Below are 17475 nucleotides of genomic sequence, written 5' to 3'. Positions count from 1 at the left end.
CGGGCGAAGCGATGAACACCCCGTGAACAGCGAATCGCCGCCAGGTGGGCTACATCACGCCGCGATATACACCACGATTTTCTTGATTAGTTCCATATTCGTACCGACCATGGAGTCATGCATACCGAGACCGCCGAACCCCGCGACCGCCTGCGCGCCGCGGGCCTGCGCGTCACCGCGCCGCGGCTGGCGGTGTTGAAGGCCGTCAGCGCGCACCCGCACGCCGACGCCGACACCATCGCCGCCGAGGTACGCGCCGCGCTCGGCTCGGTCTCCACCCAGGGCATCTACGACGTGCTGCACGCCTGTGTCGGCGCCGGGCTGCTGCGCCGCATCGAGCCGGCGGGTTCGCCGGCCCGCTACGAGACCCGCACCGGCGACAATCACCACCACCTGGTGTGCCGGCGTTGCGGGGCGGTTGCCGACGTCGACTGCGCGGTCGGCGCTGCCCCCTGCCTGGAGCCCAGCGAGACCCACGGATACGCCGTCGACGAGGCCGAGGTGGTCTTCTGGGGCCTGTGCCCGGACTGCCGAGCCGCCCAGGACTGACCCCCGACACACACGAGCCGGGCGGGTGCGGAACACGCACCCGCCCGGCTCTTTTCGTCTGTCTCGTGCCGTTCCCGTCGCTACAGCAGACCCCACCAGTACAGCAGGCAGGCGAGGGCCCAGACCACCACGGTTTCCATCGTCGCTCCCATTCTCTTCGCGCCGCTTCCATCATCGCTCGCGTCGCCACCCAGTGTTAGCAGAACCACGCCTGCCAGCGCATTCACCGCGTACAAGGTCTTCTTAAGTCCTTCTCGAGCAGCGGGCCGCATTGTCTTCCTCGACACCGGATCACCACACCAGCCACCACCGGGGTGGGACCCGGCGCACGACCTGTCTTTTCGAGGGGTGGCAGGTCGCGCGCCGGCGGCGCGGCCGGCCGGGTCGGTCCACGAGGGGTGACCGACCCGCCGGCCGCACCACGCACCGGCGACGGCTCTTCCCGGAGCTCGCGGCACACCCGCCGCTGCCGACGGTAACCACGCCGACGCGCACCAGGCCCACCATGCGGGCGGGCCGGTTCACGAGGGGTAACCGGCCCGCCCACGGGGTGAATGTCGAGGCCCTCCGGCCGCTGCCAGGCCGGAGGGCCTCGTCGCGCGCGGGAACAAGAAGCCGATCCGCGCCCGTTGTGCAGCGAGAGCGTTGACGCCCCGCGTCACCCCCGCATCGACGACGAAAGGCCAATCCATGAGCACGAACGTCGCATCCCGTCCCGCCGACGCCGCCGGCACCTTCCGGCTCGGCGGTGATCTCCCCGTCAACCGTCTCGGCTACGGCGCCATGCAACTGACCGGTCCCGGCGTCTGGGGCGACCCCCGCGATCCCGAGGAAGCGGTGCGCGTGCTGCGCCGCGCCGTCGAGCTGGGCGTGAACTTCATCGACACCGCCGACTCCTACGGCCCCTTCGTCAGCGAACAGCTGATCCGCACCGCCCTGCACCCCTACCCCGACGACCTGGTGATCGCCACCAAGGCCGGGCTCACCCGCTCCGGCCCCGGCGATTGGCGCCCGGTCGGCCGCCCCGAGTACCTGCGCCAGCAGGCCGAGTTGAGCCTGCGCCACCTCGGCGTCGACCGCATCGACCTCTACCAGCTGCACCGCATCGACCCCCAGGTGCCGCTGGCCGACCAGCTCGGCGAGCTGGTCGCGCTGCAACAGGAGGGCAAGATCCGCCACATCGGCGTCTCCCAGGTCAGCGTCGAGCAGTTGCAGCAGGCCCGCGAGATCGCCGAGATCGTCTCCGTCCAGAACCTCTACAACCTCGCCAACCGCACCGACGAGGCCGTCCTCGACTACGCCGAACGCGAGAACATCGCCTTCATCCCGTGGTTCCCCATCGCCACCGGCGAACTCGCCCGCCCCGGCGGCCCCCTCGACGCCATCGCCACCCGCCACGGCGCGACCCCCGCCCAGCTCGCCCTGGCCTGGCTGCTGCGCCGATCGCCGGTGATGCTCCCGATCCCGGGCACGTCGTCGGTCGCGCACGTGGAGGAGAACACCGCCGCCGCGCAGATCACCTTGAGCGACAGCGAGTTCGAGGAGTTGTCAGCCGCCGCGGAGTAGGTGGACTCGGGGCTCCGACCGACGCTGGTCAGTGCCCCCGCACTTCTCGACCTCACGAACCTCGAACCCCGCTCAGATACCGGGCCAGCGTGTCGGGTGGCAATCCATACTCGACTAGAGCCGAGGAAGACCCGAGGGAGGTCGAGCGATTGCAGTGCATCTACGAGCAGTTGCAACGTATCGCACTCAATTCAGCCGATTCGCACGCGCTGATCCAGGAGTTGCCCAGCCGGTACCGTACTTGATGTGAGTACGCGGTTCTACGAGTCGAGCTACAGCGGAGCGAACAACTCGTGTGTGGAGGTTGCCCACCGTAGCGACGCTGTGCTCATCCAGGACAGCAAATACACCGGGAATCGGTCATCGCAGCCACGGATCAGGGTGGCGCGTAGTGAGTGGCCATCGGTTCTCGACCTCGCGGTGAGCCGCCGATCCGGTCGGGTCGGAGACCTGACCGTCGACGTCGCGAGCGACGGAAGCTCGATCCTGACCGGCCCCTCGGAAGCCGGTGACAAGGTGACCCTCCACTACACGCCCACCGAATGGGACGCCTTCGCCAAGGGCGTTGTCGACGGAGAGTTCGACCGCAGTTAGTACCGCCAAACCTGGTCTTTCCTGAATCACCCGGGGCTGGGCTGCCAAGCGCTAGTCGCTACCTCGAGCGGAATCCGCCCGTTGAGGCGATCGGGAGGTGGCAACCTCGAACAAGTGAATCGGTAAGCCAGCGCCGGATAGGAACACGCTGTCGTCGATGCCAGCAGCATTAACAACCTCGCGTGCCCGTGGGAGCATTGAAGGCATCTCAAGCGATGAGACCCTTCCCGGTTCGGCTCGCCGCCACCCGTTCTGTGACATCCGTATCATCGCGTTTCGATAAGTCACATCTCCCATGATTCCAAGCGATCGAGCTCGGTAGAGAAGCGCCGCCAGACTTACGCCCCAGTGCTCCTTTAGTTCTGCCAATGTTGCCCAGCCGCGCCCCGAAGTACTATTGGGTAGGTACGGTGCGATTTGCTCGGCTGGCATCAGGAACTCTGCGGCGAATCGATCTGCCTGATTTTCCGCAATCTTCCCGCCAGGTTCTGCATCGTGGTGCATTATCAAATGCCCTAGCTCGTGGGCCATATCGAATCGCTGGCGATAGTAGTCGTCCTTGACGGGATTGAGTACGATAATTGGACGGATGCCGGTGTGCAGAGAATATGCATCAATTGATGCAATACCTGGCTCGCTAAAAACCACGACCACGCCTGCGCGCTCGGCTAGTCGGACGACATGCTGAATGGGACCCGGAGAAACCCCGAAAAATCGACGCGCCTCGCGCGCGGCGTCTTCTGGCGTTGAGCCGAACTCGGACGGTGACACGGGAACGTCGGGTAGCAGCGGCTTTGGGAGCTCGACCACCTTTTCGAGTAGAACGGCGATCTCCGTGACGAACTGTCCGTACGCCTCGGCCTCGTCTTGGGCCACCTGGGGCGTGGAACGCAGAGAACGGAAGTGCGGCTTCTCCACTTGGGGAGGCACGCCGCCCGAAAAGAACTGAGGCTCAACCTTCAGAGCAAGCGCAAGCTTTGCCACAGTTGCGCGGTTGGGTTGCTTTGCCCCGCTCTCCCATCCTGTTACCGACGCCGGTGACATTCCGATCAGCTCCGCAAGGCGGGATTTCTTAAGCCCTGCGAGGTGGCGTGCCATCGTCAGTCGCCTACCATTGAAAAACGATGTGGCACTGGCGAGTGTCTGCGAAGTCGGTCCTCCGCTACCCATTCGAGTCGACCGCGCCGTCGTCCGACTGCGACTTCTTGAGACGGATGTCGATCTCCTCCGCCTGGGCCGAAGGAGCATCGCCCGGCAGAATGGGCGGCAGCGTCTGGCCAGTCGGGAGGGGTGAAGTGCCACCATTAAGGAGTTGGTGCCGCCAGTGCCAGCACACGTCGCCCGGAAATTCCGGGTTCTTGCTCTGGCCGATGTACAACTCAAATTTACCCGTGATGGCGTCGTAGGAATGCGCAGCGACGAGAGTTGTCCCTACAAAGTCATCGGCATCGCATGTGGCGACCAGTGGCTCCAGGCCGATTTCCTCGATGGAGAAAAGAGTGTCCTGGGAGACGTAGGACTGTGACGCCACCCGCCGCTTGGCGTCGCTTCGCTGGCCCCAGTTGATATGATCAATCTCGCCATACTTGAACGACTGCAGAAGTACTCGGTAACCGTCGGCCGCCCAGCCTGGGGACCCCTGGTAGTCACTGCGAACGATGCTGCCCGGAGGCACGAATGGCATCGTGTGGCGGGCTTCAGGGGTGATTCCGCGCCCAAGGATATCGTCGCCTTCCCCTTCGACACCCTCGGCCACGGCAAACCGCCTGTTCGATGTGGCCCGATCCAGAAGGTCGCACAGGTATTTGTAGTTGAGGGTGCCGACGACCATCTGGTCGTGTCCGGCGTCCTCGTCGAAGTCTTGGCCAGTACGGGCAAACGCTACAGGCGCTGCCCATGCGAGGATCTTGAGCAGTCCTGACTGACTCAGACTGGCAAGGGCATCATCTGCAGCACTCATGCTTCAACCCTACACTATCGGCAGTAATTACCGCTCCAGATTTTACTCCGGGCGCGTCATCATAGAACCTCTGCCAACTATCGGTGCAGGTAGAGCGGGCTGTTGCCTCTCGCGTGGTCGTCGAGCGCGTGAACCAGCGGTGTTTTGCGGCTGCGGGCCTTGGCCGTTCATCCGCCACAGGATGGAACTTCGTCCAGTCACGAGAGGGCTCAAGAGCGGCAGCCCTTTTGCTCTCCGCAAGGCGGGGCTGCAGTGGCGTGGAACAAAAGAGGCCCTGGCCGGAAGAACCGGCCAGGGCCTCTATCGTGTCTCAACCACACGAGTCGGGGTGACAGGATTTGAACCTGCGACCTCTTCGTCCCGAACGAAGCGCGCTACCAAGCTGCGCCACACCCCGTGAAGCGAACCTGGAGTAGCTTACATCAGGGTGGGCTCCGGCGTTAAACCGGCAGGTCAATCAGGGTTTATAGGGGCGGATGCTGGTGAAGATGCGCTTGGCGGTGTCGGGGTCGACGGCCTTGGCGACGCCGGTGTCGGCGGCGATCACCATGACGAGGCTGCCGGTGTCGGCGGGGGTGGCGAAGGTGTAGATGGAGAAGGTGGGGGCGCAGCCGGGGGCCGGGTCGCGGATGAGGCCGCGGGTTTCGGCGAAGGTGCCGTGCTGGGTGCCGTCGAGGGAGTGCAGCGGCTCGGGTGCGGTGGGGGTGGGGTCGGCGAGGTAGGCGATGCGGGCGGCGCGGGCGCCGACTTCGAGGGCGGCGGCGGTGGTGTCGGTGGTGGGGGAGCCGGTGAGGAAGGCGACGGTGCGCGTGGAGCCGGGGCAGTAGTCCTTGCCCTCGGAGGCGTAGCCCTTGCCGCCGATGGTGTTGGGTGGTTTGCCGAAGCCGCCGGAGCGGTCGGGGGCGCGATGGTCCAGTCGGCGGGTACGTCGTAGGCGGCGTCGCTGTCCGGGGCGACGACGGCGCGGTAGCCGGGGACGACGGCGGGGGCGGAGATCACCGGTTGCTCGGTGGTGCGGGTGCGGGTGGACGGGGTCAGCGCGCTCACCATGCCCGTGGCGTCGTCGGCCTCGGCCGCATCGGAGCCGTCGGCCAGCACGGCGACGGCGGTGCCGCCGAGCACGGCCAGGACGGCCATGCCCAGGCCGATCCAGCGGTGCCCGCCGGAGCTCGGCCGGTAGAGCTCGCGGGCCACCGCCATGTCGTCGTGGTCGCCGGGCGGTGCCGAAAGGCCCTGCGGCGGTATGGGAGTGGTCCGGGTCGCCGTGTCCCCCATGTCGCGATCGAATCCACCGTGCACCGTCGTCCCCTCCTCGACCGACGTTCGTTCTCGGCACGCGACCCTACCCACCCGGGCCGGACAATGCCTAGTCGCGGGCGCGAGTCACCCCTCGTCGCATCGGGATTCGATGCGACGGTTCACCGGACGAGGTCGGTGTCAGCCCGCGACGGAGGAGGTGGACAGCCCCTCGTTGCTCTCGGCGAGCGGCCGCTTGGGCGGCGCGGCGACGAGCGTGAGCAGGGTGGCCTCGGGACGGCAGCAGAACCGGTACGGCGCCCACGGCGACGTGCCGATGCCCGCCGAGACGTGCAGACGGGTGTGCTCGCCCCACCGGGAAGGACCCTTCACGCGCGACTTGTCGATGCCGCAGTTGGTGACGAGGGCGCCGTAACCGGGCAGCACCAGCTGGCCGCCGTGCGTGTGGCCGGCGAGCACCAGGTCGTAGCCGTCCTCGGCGAAGCGGTCGAGCACGCGCGGCTCGGGAGAATGGGTGAGGCCGATGCTCAGCTCGGCCAACGGGTTGGGCGCACCCGCGACGGTGTCGTAGCGGTCGCGGCGCAGGTGCGGGTCGTCCACGCCCGCCGACGCGATGCGGATGCCCGCCACCTCGAGGTCGCGGCGCACATGGGTCAGGTCCATCCAGCCGCGTTCGGTGAACGCCGCGCGCAGGTCCTTCCAGGGCAGCGGGGCGCCGTGGACGCGGCGATGGTCGGTCTTGAAGTACTTCAGCGGGTTCTTCGGCACCGGGGCGAAGTAGTCGTTGCTGCCGAAGACGAACAGGCCCGGCCGCGCCAGCAGCCCGCCGAGCGCCTGCACGACGGCGGGCACCGCCTTCTGGTGGGACAGATTGTCACCGGTGTTCACGACGAGGTCCGGCTCGAGCCGATCCAGCTCGCGCAGCCACTGCTGCTTGAGTTTCTGGCCGGGCATCATGTGCAGATCGCTGATGTGCAACACGCGTAGGCTCGACGACCCGGGCGGCAGCACCGGCATGGTCGCCTCCCGCAGCACGAACGCGTTGCGCTCGATGAGCGAGGCGTAGCCGATACCGGCCACCGCGGCCCCAGTGGCTCCCAGCGCGGTTCTGCGGACAGCGGAGGTCGAGATCACGGACATTTGCCCAGCATAGGTGAGGCGGGCGGAGAACGCTGAGTGTGTTTCCGCACACGCCTGGCGAATTCGGCCGCACCCGGCCCGACCTGGGAAATCACCGGACATACCGGGCCGCGACGGGCCGGGCGGCACAGCCGAAATGTGGTGGGGCGGCACCGGCGGACCGACTACCGTGAGGCCCATGTCGGAACTCAAAGAGCGCCTGCGTGCGGACATGACCGCCGCGATGAAAGCCAAGGACACCCTGCGCCTGGCCACCCTGCGCATGCTGCTGGCCGCGATCCAGAACGCCGAGGTCGCGGGTGCGCAGGCGCGGGAGCTGTCCGATGCCGAGGTGATCGCCGTCCTGCAGAAGGAGGCGAAGAAGCGCAACGAGTCGGCCGAGGTCTACACCCAGGCCGGGCGCGGGGAGCTGGCGGCCAACGAGCACGCCGAAGCCCGCATCATCGACGAGTACCTGCCCACCCAGCTCAGCGAGGCGGAGGTGGCCGACCTCGCCGACACCGCGATCGCCCAGGTCGCCGAGCAGTTGGGGGAGCGGCCGGGCATGCGCCAGATGGGGCAGGCCATGAAGATCGCCACCCAGCTGGCCCAGGGCAAGGCCGACGGCTCGCGGATCTCCGCGGCCGTCAAAGCCCGCCTCTAGCGCTGGCTACCGCGGCCACCACGGTGGCAGCGGGATGTTCGGCAGCGGCGGCGGCGCCGGCAGGTTCGGCGCGGGCGCCGGCGCCGCCGGACTCGGCGCCTGCCGCTGGGTGCCGTCGCTGATGTAGATGGTGATGACCGAGCCCGGAATCGCCGAGCCGTTCGGCGCCATGCTCATCACGCTGCCCTTCGGCGGCGGTCCGGAACCGTTCACGGCCGACACCTGGAAGCCCGCCGAGACCAGCGCCGTGGTCGCCTCGCTCTGCGACATCCCGACCACATCGGGCACCTGCGCGTTGTTCGCACCGCGCACGTATTTGTCGTCCAGCGGCGGCAGCGCGGGCGGCGGGAAGTTGCCCACCACGCCCTTCACCGCGCTGAACCAGGTGCGCGCAGGCTCGTTACCACCGAACAGGTCGCCGCTGCCGCAGTTGCGCAGCGGGAACGAGCAGATCTCGCCGGGCGTCGGGCTGTCACCGTAGACGTAGACCGCGCCGGCCAGCGAGTTGGTGAAGCCGAGGAACGCCGAGGAGCGGTGGCTCTCGGTGGTGCCCGTCTTACCCGCCATCGGCAGGCCGCCCCAGCCCATCGCCTGCGCCGCGCCCGCGGCGGTGCCGGAGGTGTCGTCCTTGCTCATGGCGTTGGCCAGGGTGTTGGCCAGCCCCGGCTCGACCACCTGCTCGCAGGCCTGCTGGGTGAGCGGCACCGGCTTGCCGTAGCGGTCGATCACCTCCTTGATCGGCGAGGGCGGGCACCAGCGACCACCGGAGGCCAGCGTCGCGGCCACGTTGGACAGCTCGAGCGGGTTGATCGCGACCGGGCCCAGGGTGAACGAGCCGAGGTTCTGGTCCTTGATCATGTCGGCCAGACTCTGGTTGCCGTGGCCGGAGGTGCCCGGCTTGGTGAACGAACGCATGCCGAGCCGGACCGCCATGTCGACGGTCGGTGTCACGCCGACGGCCTGGATGAGCTTGACGAACGCGGTGTTCGGCGAGGTGGCCAGCGCCTCGGTCACCGACATCGGCGACTTGTAGCGGCCCGCGTTCTCGACGCAGTAGGTGGCCGGCGGGCAGCCGCGCGCGCCGCCGTTGCCCATGCCCTGGGCGTCGAAGCGGGCGGGCACGTCGAGCTGGGAGTTGATGCCGAGACCCTTCTCCATCGCGGCGGCGGTGGTGAAGATCTTGAAGACCGAGCCCGCGCCGTCGCCGACCATCGAGAACGGCTGCGGTTGCACCGTCTCGTTGGCGTCCTGGTTCAGGCCGTAGGTGCGGCTGCTGGCCATCGCCAGCACCGGATGCGAGTCCTGTCCCGGCGCGACGACCGACATCACCTCGGCGATGTGGTCGAGGTCCGGCTTGGCGTGGTCGTTGATCGCGCGCTTGACCGAGTCCTGCACGGCCGGGTCGAGCGTGGTCCTGATCAGGAAGCCGCCCTTGTCGATCTGCTCGCGGCTGATGCCCGCTTCGGCCAGGTACTGCAGTGCGTAGTCGCAGAAGAAGCCGCGGTCGTTGGCCGCGATGCAGCCGCGCGGCAGCCCCTTCGGCTCCGGCAGCACGCCCAGCGGCTCCTGCTTGGCCTTGCGGAACTCCTCGGCACGGCCGGGGATGTTCTGGATCATCGTGTCCAGCACGGTGTTGCGACGGTCCAGCACGCCCTGAGGATTGGTGTACGGGTTCAGCTTGGAGCTGGACTGCACCATACCGGCCAGCATGGCCGCCTGCGGCACGTTCAGGTCCGCGGCATCGATGCCGAAATAGGTCTGCGCGGCGTCCTGGATGCCGTACGAGGAGTTGCCGAACGGGACGAGGTTGAGGTACCGGGTGAGGATCTCGTCCTTGGTGAGTTCCTTGTCCAGCGTCAGCGCCATGCGGATCTCGCGGATCTTGCGCGCGGGGGTGGTCTCGATGGCGGCCCGGCGCTCGGCGTCGGTCTTGGCGACCACCAGCAGCTGGAAGTTCTTCACGTACTGCTGGTCCAGCGTGGAGGCGCCCTGCTGGACCTCGCCGCTGGTGGTGTTGGTCAGGAAGGCACGGACGGTGCCCTGCCAGTCGACGCCGTCGTGTTCGGCGAAGCGGCGGTCCTCGATGGAGATGATCGCCAGCTTCATGTCGTTGGAGATGCGGTCGCTGGGCACCTCGAAGCGCCGCTGCTCGTAGAGCCAGGCGATCGGGTTGCCCGCCGCGTCCACCATCGTCGACACCGCGGGGACGGTGCCCTCGACGAGTTCGGCGGAGACGTTGTCGACGGCGTCGGCGGCGCGGTTGGAGACGAACCCGAAACCACCGGCGAGCGGGAACAGCAATCCGGCGACGAGTACCGCGGCCAGCGCGCAGCTGCCTGCGAGCTTCGCGAGGGTATGTGTGATCGGCACGTTCGACACGGTGCCAAGCCTACGGGGTGGCGCCGCGGCGTTTGCGGGTGTGTTTGTCCCGCAGTGCGAGCCACGCCAGGAAACGCTGCGATCAGCGTGTCTCCCGCGCATGTTCGGCGTGTCGCCTCGGCGAGTCGGACATCCACGCAGACCGATCGGTCTTGTGCTGGCAGGTGCATGGACGGGCGTACCAAAAAATCTCGAGACGGTCTTGCGCTCGGGCCATACCTTTACCTAGATTGAGAACCCAGTGTGATGGAGCTAACACTAAAAGTGGAATGTGGTTCAGTTCGCAGCAGGGTACGGGTAGCTGCGCACTGGCACGCGATTCTGGAGCGCCGTTGACCGGTGTTCGGACTGCAAAGGGGCACACCAAATGCATATGACAACCCCCATCGCTCGATTGGACGTGGAGCAGGCCGAAGCTCGAATCGCCTGGGTTTCCCAGGCCCGATGCAAGGAAGTGGATCCCGATCAGTTGTTCGTCCGCGGCGCGGCGCAGCGCAAGGCGGCGACGATCTGCAGGCACTGCCCGGTGTTGATGCAGTGTGGAGCCGATGCTCTCGACAATCGAGTGGAATTCGGTGTGTGGGGTGGGATGACCGAACGGCAGCGTCGCGCGCTGCTCAAGCAGCATCCGGAGGTGACCTCCTGGGCCGACTTCTTCCAGGCCCAGCGCCAGCACCAAGTGGCGATGTGAGACAGACCGGCAGGACCGACAACCAGCGAACTGAGCCCGCGATCGCGGGCTCAGTTCCATTTTCGGGGTAAGGCGTTGCGGCCCCTGTTCTTTTGGCGACCCAGGCCGATTCGCTATCGAGCGGAACCGATCACACGGGGGCGGGCGCGCCGGTGAGCTGATCGGCGACCGCGCGCAACGCCGTGAGATCGGAGACCTCGAACGGCAGCGCCGTCACCGGCGCGATCGGCACCCGCGGGTGGGCGCCGGTGAACCGCACCAGCAGATGCCGTTCCCGCTTGGCGGTCGCGACCCGTTCGGCGTGGATGCGCAGCACCGCCGCGGTCAGCGGATCGTCCTCGGCGAGCCGGTCGGCGGCGGTGAGTGCGTGATCGCCCGGCAGGCTGCTGAGCACCGGGTGGGTCCGGTTGAGCACCAGCCCGGCCAGCGGCATGCCCTCGCTGGAGAGCCGGTCCACGAAGAACGACGCCTCCCGCAGCGCGTCCGGTTCGGGCGCCGCCACCACCAGGAAGTGGGTGCCCGGCTTGGCGAGCATGGCGTAGGTGCGGTCGGCGCGGTCCTGGAAGCCGCCGAACAGCGACTCCAGCGATTGCAGGAAGTTCGAGGCATCCTTGAGCATCTGCCCGCCCACGATTGTGGACACACCGCGCATCGCCAGGCTCATCGCGCCGGTCACGAACCGGCCGACCCCGCGACCGGGCGCCATGATCAGGCGGATCATCTTGCCGTTGAGGAAGGTGCCCAGGCGCTTGGGCGCGTCGAGGAAGTCCAGCGCGTTGCGCGAGGGCGGGGTGTCGACCACGATCAGGTCCCACTCGCGCCGGGACACCAGCTGGCCCAGCTTCTCCATCGCCATGTATTCCTGCGTGCCGCCGAAGGACGAGGCCACGGTCTGGTAGATCGGGTTGGCGAAGATCTGCTCGGCCTTGTCCCGGCTGGTGTGCTCGAGCACCATCTCGTCGAAGGTGCGGCGCATGTTGAGCATCATCGCGTGCAGCTCACCCTTGGCCTCGGGGCCGAGGATCACCCGCTGCGGCGCGTTGTCCAGCTCGGCCACCCCGAGCGACTGGGCCAGCCTGCGCGCCGGGTCGATGGTGAGCACCACGACCTTGCGGCCCAGCTCGGCGGCCCGCAGCGCGATCGCGGCCGCGGTGGTCGTCTTGCCGACGCCGCCGGAGCCACAGCACACCACGACCCGGGCGGTGGGATCGGCGATGATCCCCGAGACATCCAGCGTGTTCATCGCACTCCCTGTGCGCTCAGGTGTTCGGCCAGCTCGTACAGCGCGCCGAGATCGATGCCGTCGGTCAGGGCGGGCAGGTACAGCTGGGACACACCGACCTCGTTCAGTTCCGTCGCGCTGGTGTCCTGCGCCTGCAACCGGGTCGAGTGCTCGACGGTCTCGGTGATCAGCCCCTCGACATCGGCCTCGTCGAGACGAATGCCCGCGCGCTCGAGTCCGGCGCGGATCGCCGCGCGATCGAGGTCACCGGCCGCGGCCCGGTCGCGCACGTCGGCGGGCAGGTAACCCTCGCCCGCGCGGTTGACGATGACGGTGCCGATCCGCAGGTCGTTGGCGGTGAGCTCGGCGACCGCGTCGGCGGTCTCCTGCACCGGCAGCGCCTCCAGCAGCGTGACCAGGTGGATCATCGTCTGGTCGGAGTGCAGCAGCCGCGACACGCCCTCGGCCTGCGAGGCGATGGGGCCGCCCTTGGCGATCTCGGCCATCGCCTTGGTGACGTCGAGGAAGCTGGCGATCCGGCCGGTCGGCGGTGCGTCGACCACGACCTCGTCGTAGACCGGCTTGCCCGCCTGATCGACGCGGACCACGCACTCCTTGATCTTGCCGGTCAGGATCACGTCACGTAGGCCGGGGGCGATGGTGGTGACGAACTCGATGGCGCCCATCCGCCGCATCGCCCGTCCCGCGAAGCCCAGGTTGTAGAACATGTCGAGGTATTCGAGGAAGGCGTGCTCGATGTCGAGCGCCAGCGCCACCACCTCGCCGCCGCCGTCGGCGGTCGCGATCCTGGTCTCGGTGGGTGGCAGCGGCGGAAGATCGAACAGCTGGGCGATGGATTGCCTGCTCTCCACCTCCACCAGCAGCACCCGCCGCCCGCCGGCGGCCAGGGCCAGCGCCAGCGCGGCGGCCACCGTGGACTTACCGGTGCCGCCCTTGCCGGAGACGTAGTGCAGGCGCGCCTGCTCCGCACGCTTCGGCCACCCCTTGTCCAGCCCCGACTCCGCCGAAACGGGCACTGCAGTTGGTACTCCCACGCTCGCGAGCCTATAACTCGCCGGGAATTCCCGCCGTAACCACAGGTGTGGTGGCGGGAATTGTGCCCGAACGCGATGCCCATACACTCACTCCATGACCACATGGGAATACGCGACCGTGCCGTTGCTCACGCACGCGACCAAGCAGATCCTCGACCAGTGGGGCGCCGACGGCTGGGAATTGGTGACGGTGCTGCCCGGCCCGACCGGCGAGCAGCACGTCGCGTACCTCAAGCGCCCGAAGCAGTAGGCGGCGGCGGTGGAATCGGCGACGCGGTGGCGGGAGAACCTGGACCGGCTCGGCGTGACGCTGCCCGCGGTGGCGGCGCCGGTGGCGGCCTACATCCCGGCCATCAGGACGGGTTCGCTGGTGTACACGTCCGGACAGCTCCCCTTCGTCGACGGTGAGTTGTCCGCGGTCGGCAAGGTCGGCGCCGAGGTGTCGCTCGAGACGGCCAAGGAGGCCGCCCGGCTCTGCGCACTCAACGCCTTGGCCGCCGTGCACGATCTCATCTCGCTCGACGAGGTGACGCGGATCGTCAAGGTGGTCGGATTCGTCGCCTCCGCACCGGGATTCACCGACCAGCCGATCGTGGTGAACGGCGCCTCGGAACTGCTGGGCGAGGTGTTCGGAGAAGCGGGCGTGCACGCGCGCTCGGCGGTGGGGGTGGCCGAACTGCCCAAGAACGCGCCCGTCGAGGTCGAACTCGTCGTCGAGGTGCGCGGCTGAGTTTTCCGTCCGGAGAAACCCGCTGGACGGCAAGGAAACCGAGGTGAGAGCGATGACGCTGACCCATCCCGCATACGGCCGGGTACGTCAGGTGACGCCGACGGCGGCGGTGCTGCTGGCGGACAACCCGGGCCAGATGACGCTGGACGGCACCAACACCTGGTTGTTGCGGGCGCCCGGCGCCACCGAATACGTGGTGGTCGACCCGGGGCCCAAGGACAAGAAGCACACCGAGGCGATTCTCGCCGCGACCGACGGCCGCATCGCGCTCACGCTCATCACCCACCATCACCACGACCACACCGGCGGCATCGACCGGCTGGTGAAGCTCACCGGCGCGCCGGTCACCGCGGCCGACCCCGGCTACCTGCACGGCTGGGACACCCCGCTGGCCGACGACGCCGTGCTGGAGGCGGCCGGTCTGCGCATCCGGACGCTGGCCACGCCCGGCCACACCTCGGACTCGGTGAGTTTCGTGCTCGACGACGCGGTGATCACCGGCGACACGATCCTCGGCAGCGGCACCACCGTGCTGGAATCGCGCAGCGGTGCGCTGGCCGACTACCTCGATTCGCTGGATCGGCTGCTGGCCGAGGGGTCGGGCAAGGCGTTGCTGCCCGCGCACGGACCCGACCACGCCGACCTCGCGCCGGTCGCCCAGTACTACGTGAAGCACCGGCACGAACGTCTGGATCAGGTGCGTGCCGCTCTGCGGGAGCTGGGCGCGGACGCGGGTGCGATGGCGGTGGTCCGCAAGGTATACGCCGATGTGGACAAGCGGCTGTGGCCGGCGGCGCGCAGTTCGGTGCAGGCCCAGCTGGACTATCTGCGCAGCAGGGGCTGACACGCACGACGGCCCGGCGGATCCGAGTGGAGCGCGCGGATCCGCCGGGCCGTACGGGTACGGTGCTCGATGCTCAGCGAGCGCGGCGGGCGAGCCGCTCGGAGTCCGAGATCAGCACGCTCTTGCCTTCCAGGCGCAGCCAGCCGCGGTGCGCGAAGTCGGCGAGCGCCTTGTTGACGGTCTCGCGGGACGCGCCGACCAGCTGCGCGATCTCCTCCTGGGTCAGGTCGTGGGTGACCCGCAGGGCACCCGCTTCCTGGGTGCCGAAGCGCTGCGCGAGCTGCAGCAGTGCCTTGGCCACGCGGCCGGGCACGTCGGTGAAGATCAGGTCGGCGAGGTTGTTGTTGGTGCGGCGCAGGCGGCGCGCGAGGACCCGCAGCAACTGTTCGGCGATCTCGGGCCGCTGGTCGATCCAGGACTTGAGGGCGTCGCGGTCCATGGTGACGGCGCGGACCTCGGTGACCGTGGTGGCGGTCGAGGTACGCGGCCCGGGGTCGAAGATCGACAGCTCGCCGAACATGTCCGACGGGCCCATGATGGTCAGCAGGTTCTCCCGGCCGTCCGGGGAACGACGGCCGATCTTCACCTTGCCCGAGGTGATGATGTACAGCCGGTCGCCGGGCTCACCCTCGTTGAAGATGACATGGCCGCGTGGGAAGTCCACCGGCTGCAGTTGTTTGGCGAGCGCCGCCACCGCGGTGGGCTCTACGCCTTGGAAGATGCCTGCTCTGGCGAGGGCCTCGTCCACGAATGTGCTCCTTATGGGAAATGGCTCTGTCCTGGACCGAAGCGAATCGGCCAAAAGCGCAGTCTACGCGGCACTGCGCCGGGGTAGTGACAGACACCACGTTACAAGTGGAATCCGTGTCGAGGGGGACGAGGGGCGGGACCGGGCGTGGGCGCGGCCCCGCGGCGGGGTCAGCTGGCGCGGGCGACGTCGAGTTCGCCGCCGCGCGCGCGGCGCTTGCGCATCTTGGCGGCGGCCGCCGGTAGGCCGAGTTCGGTGAGCTCGTTCACCTCGGCGTTGCTGGCCTTGTCGAGGTAGTGCTGAACCTCGGGGTCCGGTTCGAGAAGTTTGCGGAGCCGATTCTCGAGCCGCTCCATACCCAGGGCGAAGATCATCAACACCACTGGGAAGAGCACAACAGCGAGTCCTTGCATATCGAGGAGTAAACACGGTGAAGGTCTCGGATGGAACACGCGGTCCGGCTGGCCGGGCGAGCTGTCACCCCGATTCCGTATGGTGAACGGGTGCGTGTGTCCCCGTCGTCCGCCGTCGAGAGCGGGTCGTCCAGTGCCGGTGCGGGGTCGGCCGCACCGTCGGCCGGCGCTGCCGAATCCGCGGAGCCGAAGCGGAAAACCCGGTCCCGACAAGCGGAAACGAAGCTCGGGCTGGTGCGCAGGGCCCGTCGGATGAATCGCACGCTGGCCCGCGCGTTCCCGGATGCGCACTGTGAGCTGGACTTCACCACGCCGCTCGAATTGGCGGTGGCCACAATCCTTTCCGCGCAATGCACCGACGAGCGCGTGAACATGACCACACCGGCGCTGTTCGCCCGATATCCCGACGCGCGTGCCTACGCCGAGGCGAATCGAACCGAACTCGAGGAATACATCAGGCCGACCGGTTTCTATCGAAACAAGACGAGCTCGCTCATCGGGCTCGGCCAGGCACTGGTGGAGAAGTACGACGGTGAAGTACCTCACACCCTCGAAGAATTGGTGCAATTGCCGGGAATCGGGCGCAAAACCGCCAACGTGATCCTCGGCAATGCCTTCGACGTGCCCGGCATCACCGTCGACACCCATTTCGGCCGCCTGGTGCGCCGCTGGGGCTGGACCACCGAGGAGGACCCGGTCAAGGTCGAGCACGCCGTCGGTGAGCTCATCGAGCGCAAGGACTGGACGATGCTCTCGCACCGGGTGATCTTCCACGGTCGCCGGGTCTGCCACTCCCGCAAACCCGCGTGCGGTGCGTGCGTGCTGGCCAAGGACTGCCCCTCGTTCGGGCTCGGCCCGGTCGAGCCGGAGGCGGCCGCGAAGCTGGTCAAGGGGCCCGAGCGCGAGCACCTGCTGGGGATGGTCGGCCTGTGAGTCGGGTGCCGGTCTGGGTTCGGCTGGCGTTGGCCGGGCTGATCACCGTGGTCGCGCTCGCGGTCGCGCTGTGGCCGCGCGACGCCGGCGAACCCGCGGCGGGCAGCGGCGCACCGACCGGCGGTGCCGTCTCCGCGCAGCTGCGTGCCGATGCCGCGCTCGCGCCGTGTCCCGGCCCCGCGCCGGGCGCGGTGGGTGCGGGGCCGCTGGCGGGGCTGACACCGACCTGCCTGGCCGATGGCGCGCCGGTCGACCTGGCGGCCGCGCTCGCGGGCAAACCCGCCCTGCTCAACCTCTGGGCCTACTGGTGCGGTCCGTGCGCGGAGGAACTGCCGCATCTGCGCGAGTACGCGAGCCGGGTGGGCGACCGGGTCACCGTGCTCACTGTGCACAGCGATCCCGAGGAGGCCAAGGCGCTGTCCCGGCTGACCGGCCTGGACGTGCACCTGCCCGGCGTGCTCGACCCCGACGCCCGCGTCCGCGCCGCGGTCGGTGCGCCCGCGGTGCTGCCGATCTCGGTGCTGGTGCGGCCGGACGGCTCCGTCGCCGAGGTCGTGGTGCGCACGTTCACCGGCGTCGACGACATCGCCGCGACCGTGCAGCGGGCGCTCGGGGTGCCGATGTGAACGCGGCGGAGACCGGTTCGTGAGAAGGTCGAGACGACAAGACATCTCGCAGCGTCTGTTGCGGGCGGACAGAACGGTTGTGGAGGTGATGGTGCGCGCGTTCAGCGGGGCCGACGATCCGGCGG

General features: G+C 68.3%; 20 protein-coding genes and 1 tRNA gene. 10 read left to right on the top strand and 11 right to left on the bottom strand.

From position 1 onward, the window contains the following. Window positions 1–117: 117 nt before the first annotated feature. Complete coding sequence (locus AMO33_RS19055; RefSeq protein ID WP_011206854.1) at window positions 118–549, top strand: Fur family transcriptional regulator; 432 nt, start codon at window positions 118–120, stop codon at window positions 547–549. 80 nt (window positions 550–629) lie between these two features. On the opposite strand, the gene AMO33_RS31655 is transcribed toward AMO33_RS19055, so the two are convergent. Next, complete coding sequence (locus AMO33_RS31655; RefSeq protein WP_157838324.1) at window positions 630–776, bottom strand: hypothetical protein; 147 nt, start codon at window positions 774–776, stop codon at window positions 630–632. Between the two features lie 463 nt (window positions 777–1239). On the opposite strand from AMO33_RS31655, the gene AMO33_RS19050 reads away from it, so the two are divergent. Next, window positions 1240–2115: an aldo/keto reductase gene (locus AMO33_RS19050; protein ID WP_011206856.1), complete on the top strand. Its 876-nt coding sequence runs from the start codon at window positions 1240–1242 to the stop codon at window positions 2113–2115. Window positions 2116–2361: 246 nt separating this feature from the next. Further along, complete coding sequence (locus tag AMO33_RS30515) at window positions 2362–2709, top strand: DUF397 domain-containing protein (RefSeq protein ID WP_076573699.1); 348 nt, start codon at window positions 2362–2364, stop codon at window positions 2707–2709. A gap of 51 nt (window positions 2710–2760) precedes the next feature. Here AMO33_RS30515 and AMO33_RS30510 read toward each other — a convergent pair whose 3' ends face one another. The 5 genes from AMO33_RS30510 to AMO33_RS19035 all read right to left on the bottom strand — a co-directional run bounded on the left by AMO33_RS30510 (window position 2761) and on the right by AMO33_RS19035 (window position 7066). Next, a complete protein-coding gene (locus AMO33_RS30510) occupies window positions 2761–3807 on the bottom strand; it encodes a helix-turn-helix domain-containing protein (protein WP_240327260.1) in 1047 nt (348 codons plus the stop codon). A gap of 64 nt (window positions 3808–3871) precedes the next feature. Further along, window positions 3872–4669, bottom strand: coding sequence for a hypothetical protein (locus AMO33_RS19045; RefSeq protein ID WP_060593778.1), 798 nt, complete (start codon window positions 4667–4669; stop codon window positions 3872–3874). A 323-nt stretch (window positions 4670–4992) separates the two neighbouring features. Continuing rightward, window positions 4993–5066, bottom strand: a tRNA-Pro gene (locus AMO33_RS19040). A 60-nt stretch (window positions 5067–5126) separates the two neighbouring features. Continuing rightward, window positions 5127–6005 carry a hypothetical protein gene (locus tag AMO33_RS31650; RefSeq protein ID WP_159033822.1) on the bottom strand — a complete coding sequence of 293 codons (879 nt, stop codon included), beginning with the start codon at window positions 6003–6005 and terminating at the stop codon, window positions 5127–5129. A gap of 101 nt (window positions 6006–6106) precedes the next feature. Then, a complete protein-coding gene (locus tag AMO33_RS19035) occupies window positions 6107–7066 on the bottom strand; it encodes a metallophosphoesterase (RefSeq protein ID WP_060593777.1) in 960 nt (319 codons plus the stop codon). Window positions 7067–7244: 178 nt separating this feature from the next. On the opposite strand from AMO33_RS19035, the gene AMO33_RS19030 reads away from it, so the two are divergent. Beyond that, window positions 7245–7709: a GatB/YqeY domain-containing protein gene (locus AMO33_RS19030; protein ID WP_060593776.1), complete on the top strand. Its 465-nt coding sequence runs from the start codon at window positions 7245–7247 to the stop codon at window positions 7707–7709. 6 nt (window positions 7710–7715) lie between these two features. On the opposite strand, the gene AMO33_RS19025 is transcribed toward AMO33_RS19030, so the two are convergent. Further along, window positions 7716–10079, bottom strand: coding sequence for a penicillin-binding protein (locus tag AMO33_RS19025; protein ID WP_041559769.1), 2364 nt, complete (start codon window positions 10077–10079; stop codon window positions 7716–7718). Between the two features lie 376 nt (window positions 10080–10455). Here AMO33_RS19025 and AMO33_RS19020 point away from each other — a divergent pair, with 376 nt between their 5' ends. Continuing rightward, complete coding sequence (locus AMO33_RS19020; protein ID WP_011206869.1) at window positions 10456–10779, top strand: WhiB family transcriptional regulator; 324 nt, start codon at window positions 10456–10458, stop codon at window positions 10777–10779. A 130-nt stretch (window positions 10780–10909) separates the two neighbouring features. Here the strand turns inward: AMO33_RS19020 and AMO33_RS19015 are convergent, their stop codons facing one another. Then, on the bottom strand, window positions 10910–12022 hold the full coding sequence (locus tag AMO33_RS19015) for an ArsA family ATPase (protein WP_060593775.1): 1113 nt from the start codon (window positions 12020–12022) through the stop codon (window positions 10910–10912). Next, on the bottom strand, window positions 12019–13038 hold the full coding sequence (locus AMO33_RS19010) for an ArsA family ATPase (RefSeq protein ID WP_011206871.1): 1020 nt from the start codon (window positions 13036–13038) through the stop codon (window positions 12019–12021). Before AMO33_RS19010 ends, AMO33_RS19015 begins: the two co-directional genes overlap by 4 nt. Window positions 13039–13150: 112 nt before the next feature. Between AMO33_RS19010 and AMO33_RS31110 the strand changes: the two genes are divergently transcribed. From AMO33_RS31110 to AMO33_RS19000, 3 genes are read left to right on the top strand one after another with little or no spacing between them, the layout of a single operon-like run. Next, on the top strand, window positions 13151–13306 hold the full coding sequence (locus AMO33_RS31110) for a DUF4177 domain-containing protein (RefSeq protein WP_011206872.1): 156 nt from the start codon (window positions 13151–13153) through the stop codon (window positions 13304–13306). Between the two features lie 9 nt (window positions 13307–13315). Further along, window positions 13316–13786, top strand: a complete 471-nt coding sequence (locus AMO33_RS19005; RefSeq protein ID WP_011206873.1) for a RidA family protein — start codon at window positions 13316–13318, stop codon at window positions 13784–13786. Window positions 13787–13838: 52 nt separating this feature from the next. Then, the gene (locus AMO33_RS19000) at window positions 13839–14630 is read left to right on the top strand and encodes an MBL fold metallo-hydrolase (protein WP_041559770.1); all 792 of its coding nucleotides are present in this window, start codon (window positions 13839–13841) and stop codon (window positions 14628–14630) included. A gap of 73 nt (window positions 14631–14703) precedes the next feature. Here AMO33_RS19000 and AMO33_RS18995 read toward each other — a convergent pair whose 3' ends face one another. Both AMO33_RS18995 and AMO33_RS18990 read right to left on the bottom strand, forming a co-directional pair. Further along, a complete protein-coding gene (locus AMO33_RS18995; protein ID WP_011206875.1) occupies window positions 14704–15378 on the bottom strand; it encodes a Crp/Fnr family transcriptional regulator in 675 nt (224 codons plus the stop codon). A gap of 170 nt (window positions 15379–15548) precedes the next feature. Further along, window positions 15549–15791 (bottom strand): hypothetical protein, encoded by a 243-nt coding sequence (locus tag AMO33_RS18990; protein ID WP_060593774.1) that lies wholly within the window; start codon window positions 15789–15791, stop codon window positions 15549–15551. 90 nt (window positions 15792–15881) lie between these two features. Here AMO33_RS18990 and nth point away from each other — a divergent pair, with 90 nt between their 5' ends. Next, window positions 15882–16724, top strand: coding sequence for an endonuclease III (nth, locus tag AMO33_RS18985; RefSeq protein WP_170916140.1), 843 nt, complete (start codon window positions 15882–15884; stop codon window positions 16722–16724). Continuing rightward, complete coding sequence (locus AMO33_RS18980) at window positions 16721–17350, top strand: TlpA family protein disulfide reductase (protein ID WP_060593773.1); 630 nt, start codon at window positions 16721–16723, stop codon at window positions 17348–17350. Before nth ends, AMO33_RS18980 begins: the two co-directional genes overlap by 4 nt. Window positions 17351–17475 lie beyond the last annotated feature (125 nt).

The sequence above is a fragment of the Nocardia farcinica genome, from assembly GCF_001182745.1.
Taxonomy (GTDB): Bacteria; Actinomycetota; Actinomycetes; order Mycobacteriales; family Mycobacteriaceae; genus Nocardia; species Nocardia farcinica.
Note: the sequence above shows the minus strand (reverse complement) of the source record. Positions and strands in the feature narration are given on the sequence as shown.

Bases quoted from the DNA above. Each gene is read 5' to 3' on its own strand.
- AMO33_RS19055 (WP_011206854.1), top strand. From the start codon at position 118: ATGCATACCGAGACCGCCGAACCCCGCGACCGCCTGCGCGCCGCGGGC.
- AMO33_RS19050 (WP_011206856.1), top strand. From the start codon at position 1,240: ATGAGCACGAACGTCGCATCCCGTCCCGCCGACGCCGCCGGCACCTTC.
- AMO33_RS30510 (WP_240327260.1), bottom strand. From the start codon at position 3,807: ATGGCACGCCACCTCGCAGGGCTTAAGAAATCCCGCCTTGCGGAGCTG.
- AMO33_RS19045 (WP_060593778.1), bottom strand. From the start codon at position 4,669: ATGAGTGCTGCAGATGATGCCCTTGCCAGTCTGAGTCAGTCAGGACTG.
- AMO33_RS19035 (WP_060593777.1), bottom strand. From the start codon at position 7,066: ATGTCCGTGATCTCGACCTCCGCTGTCCGCAGAACCGCGCTGGGAGCC.
- AMO33_RS19030 (WP_060593776.1), top strand. From the start codon at position 7,245: ATGTCGGAACTCAAAGAGCGCCTGCGTGCGGACATGACCGCCGCGATG.
- AMO33_RS19020 (WP_011206869.1), top strand. From the start codon at position 10,456: ATGCATATGACAACCCCCATCGCTCGATTGGACGTGGAGCAGGCCGAA.
- AMO33_RS19015 (WP_060593775.1), bottom strand. From the start codon at position 12,022: ATGAACACGCTGGATGTCTCGGGGATCATCGCCGATCCCACCGCCCGG.
- AMO33_RS31110 (WP_011206872.1), top strand. From the start codon at position 13,151: ATGACCACATGGGAATACGCGACCGTGCCGTTGCTCACGCACGCGACC.
- AMO33_RS19000 (WP_041559770.1), top strand. From the start codon at position 13,839: ATGACGCTGACCCATCCCGCATACGGCCGGGTACGTCAGGTGACGCCG.
- AMO33_RS18990 (WP_060593774.1), bottom strand. From the start codon at position 15,791: ATGCAAGGACTCGCTGTTGTGCTCTTCCCAGTGGTGTTGATGATCTTC.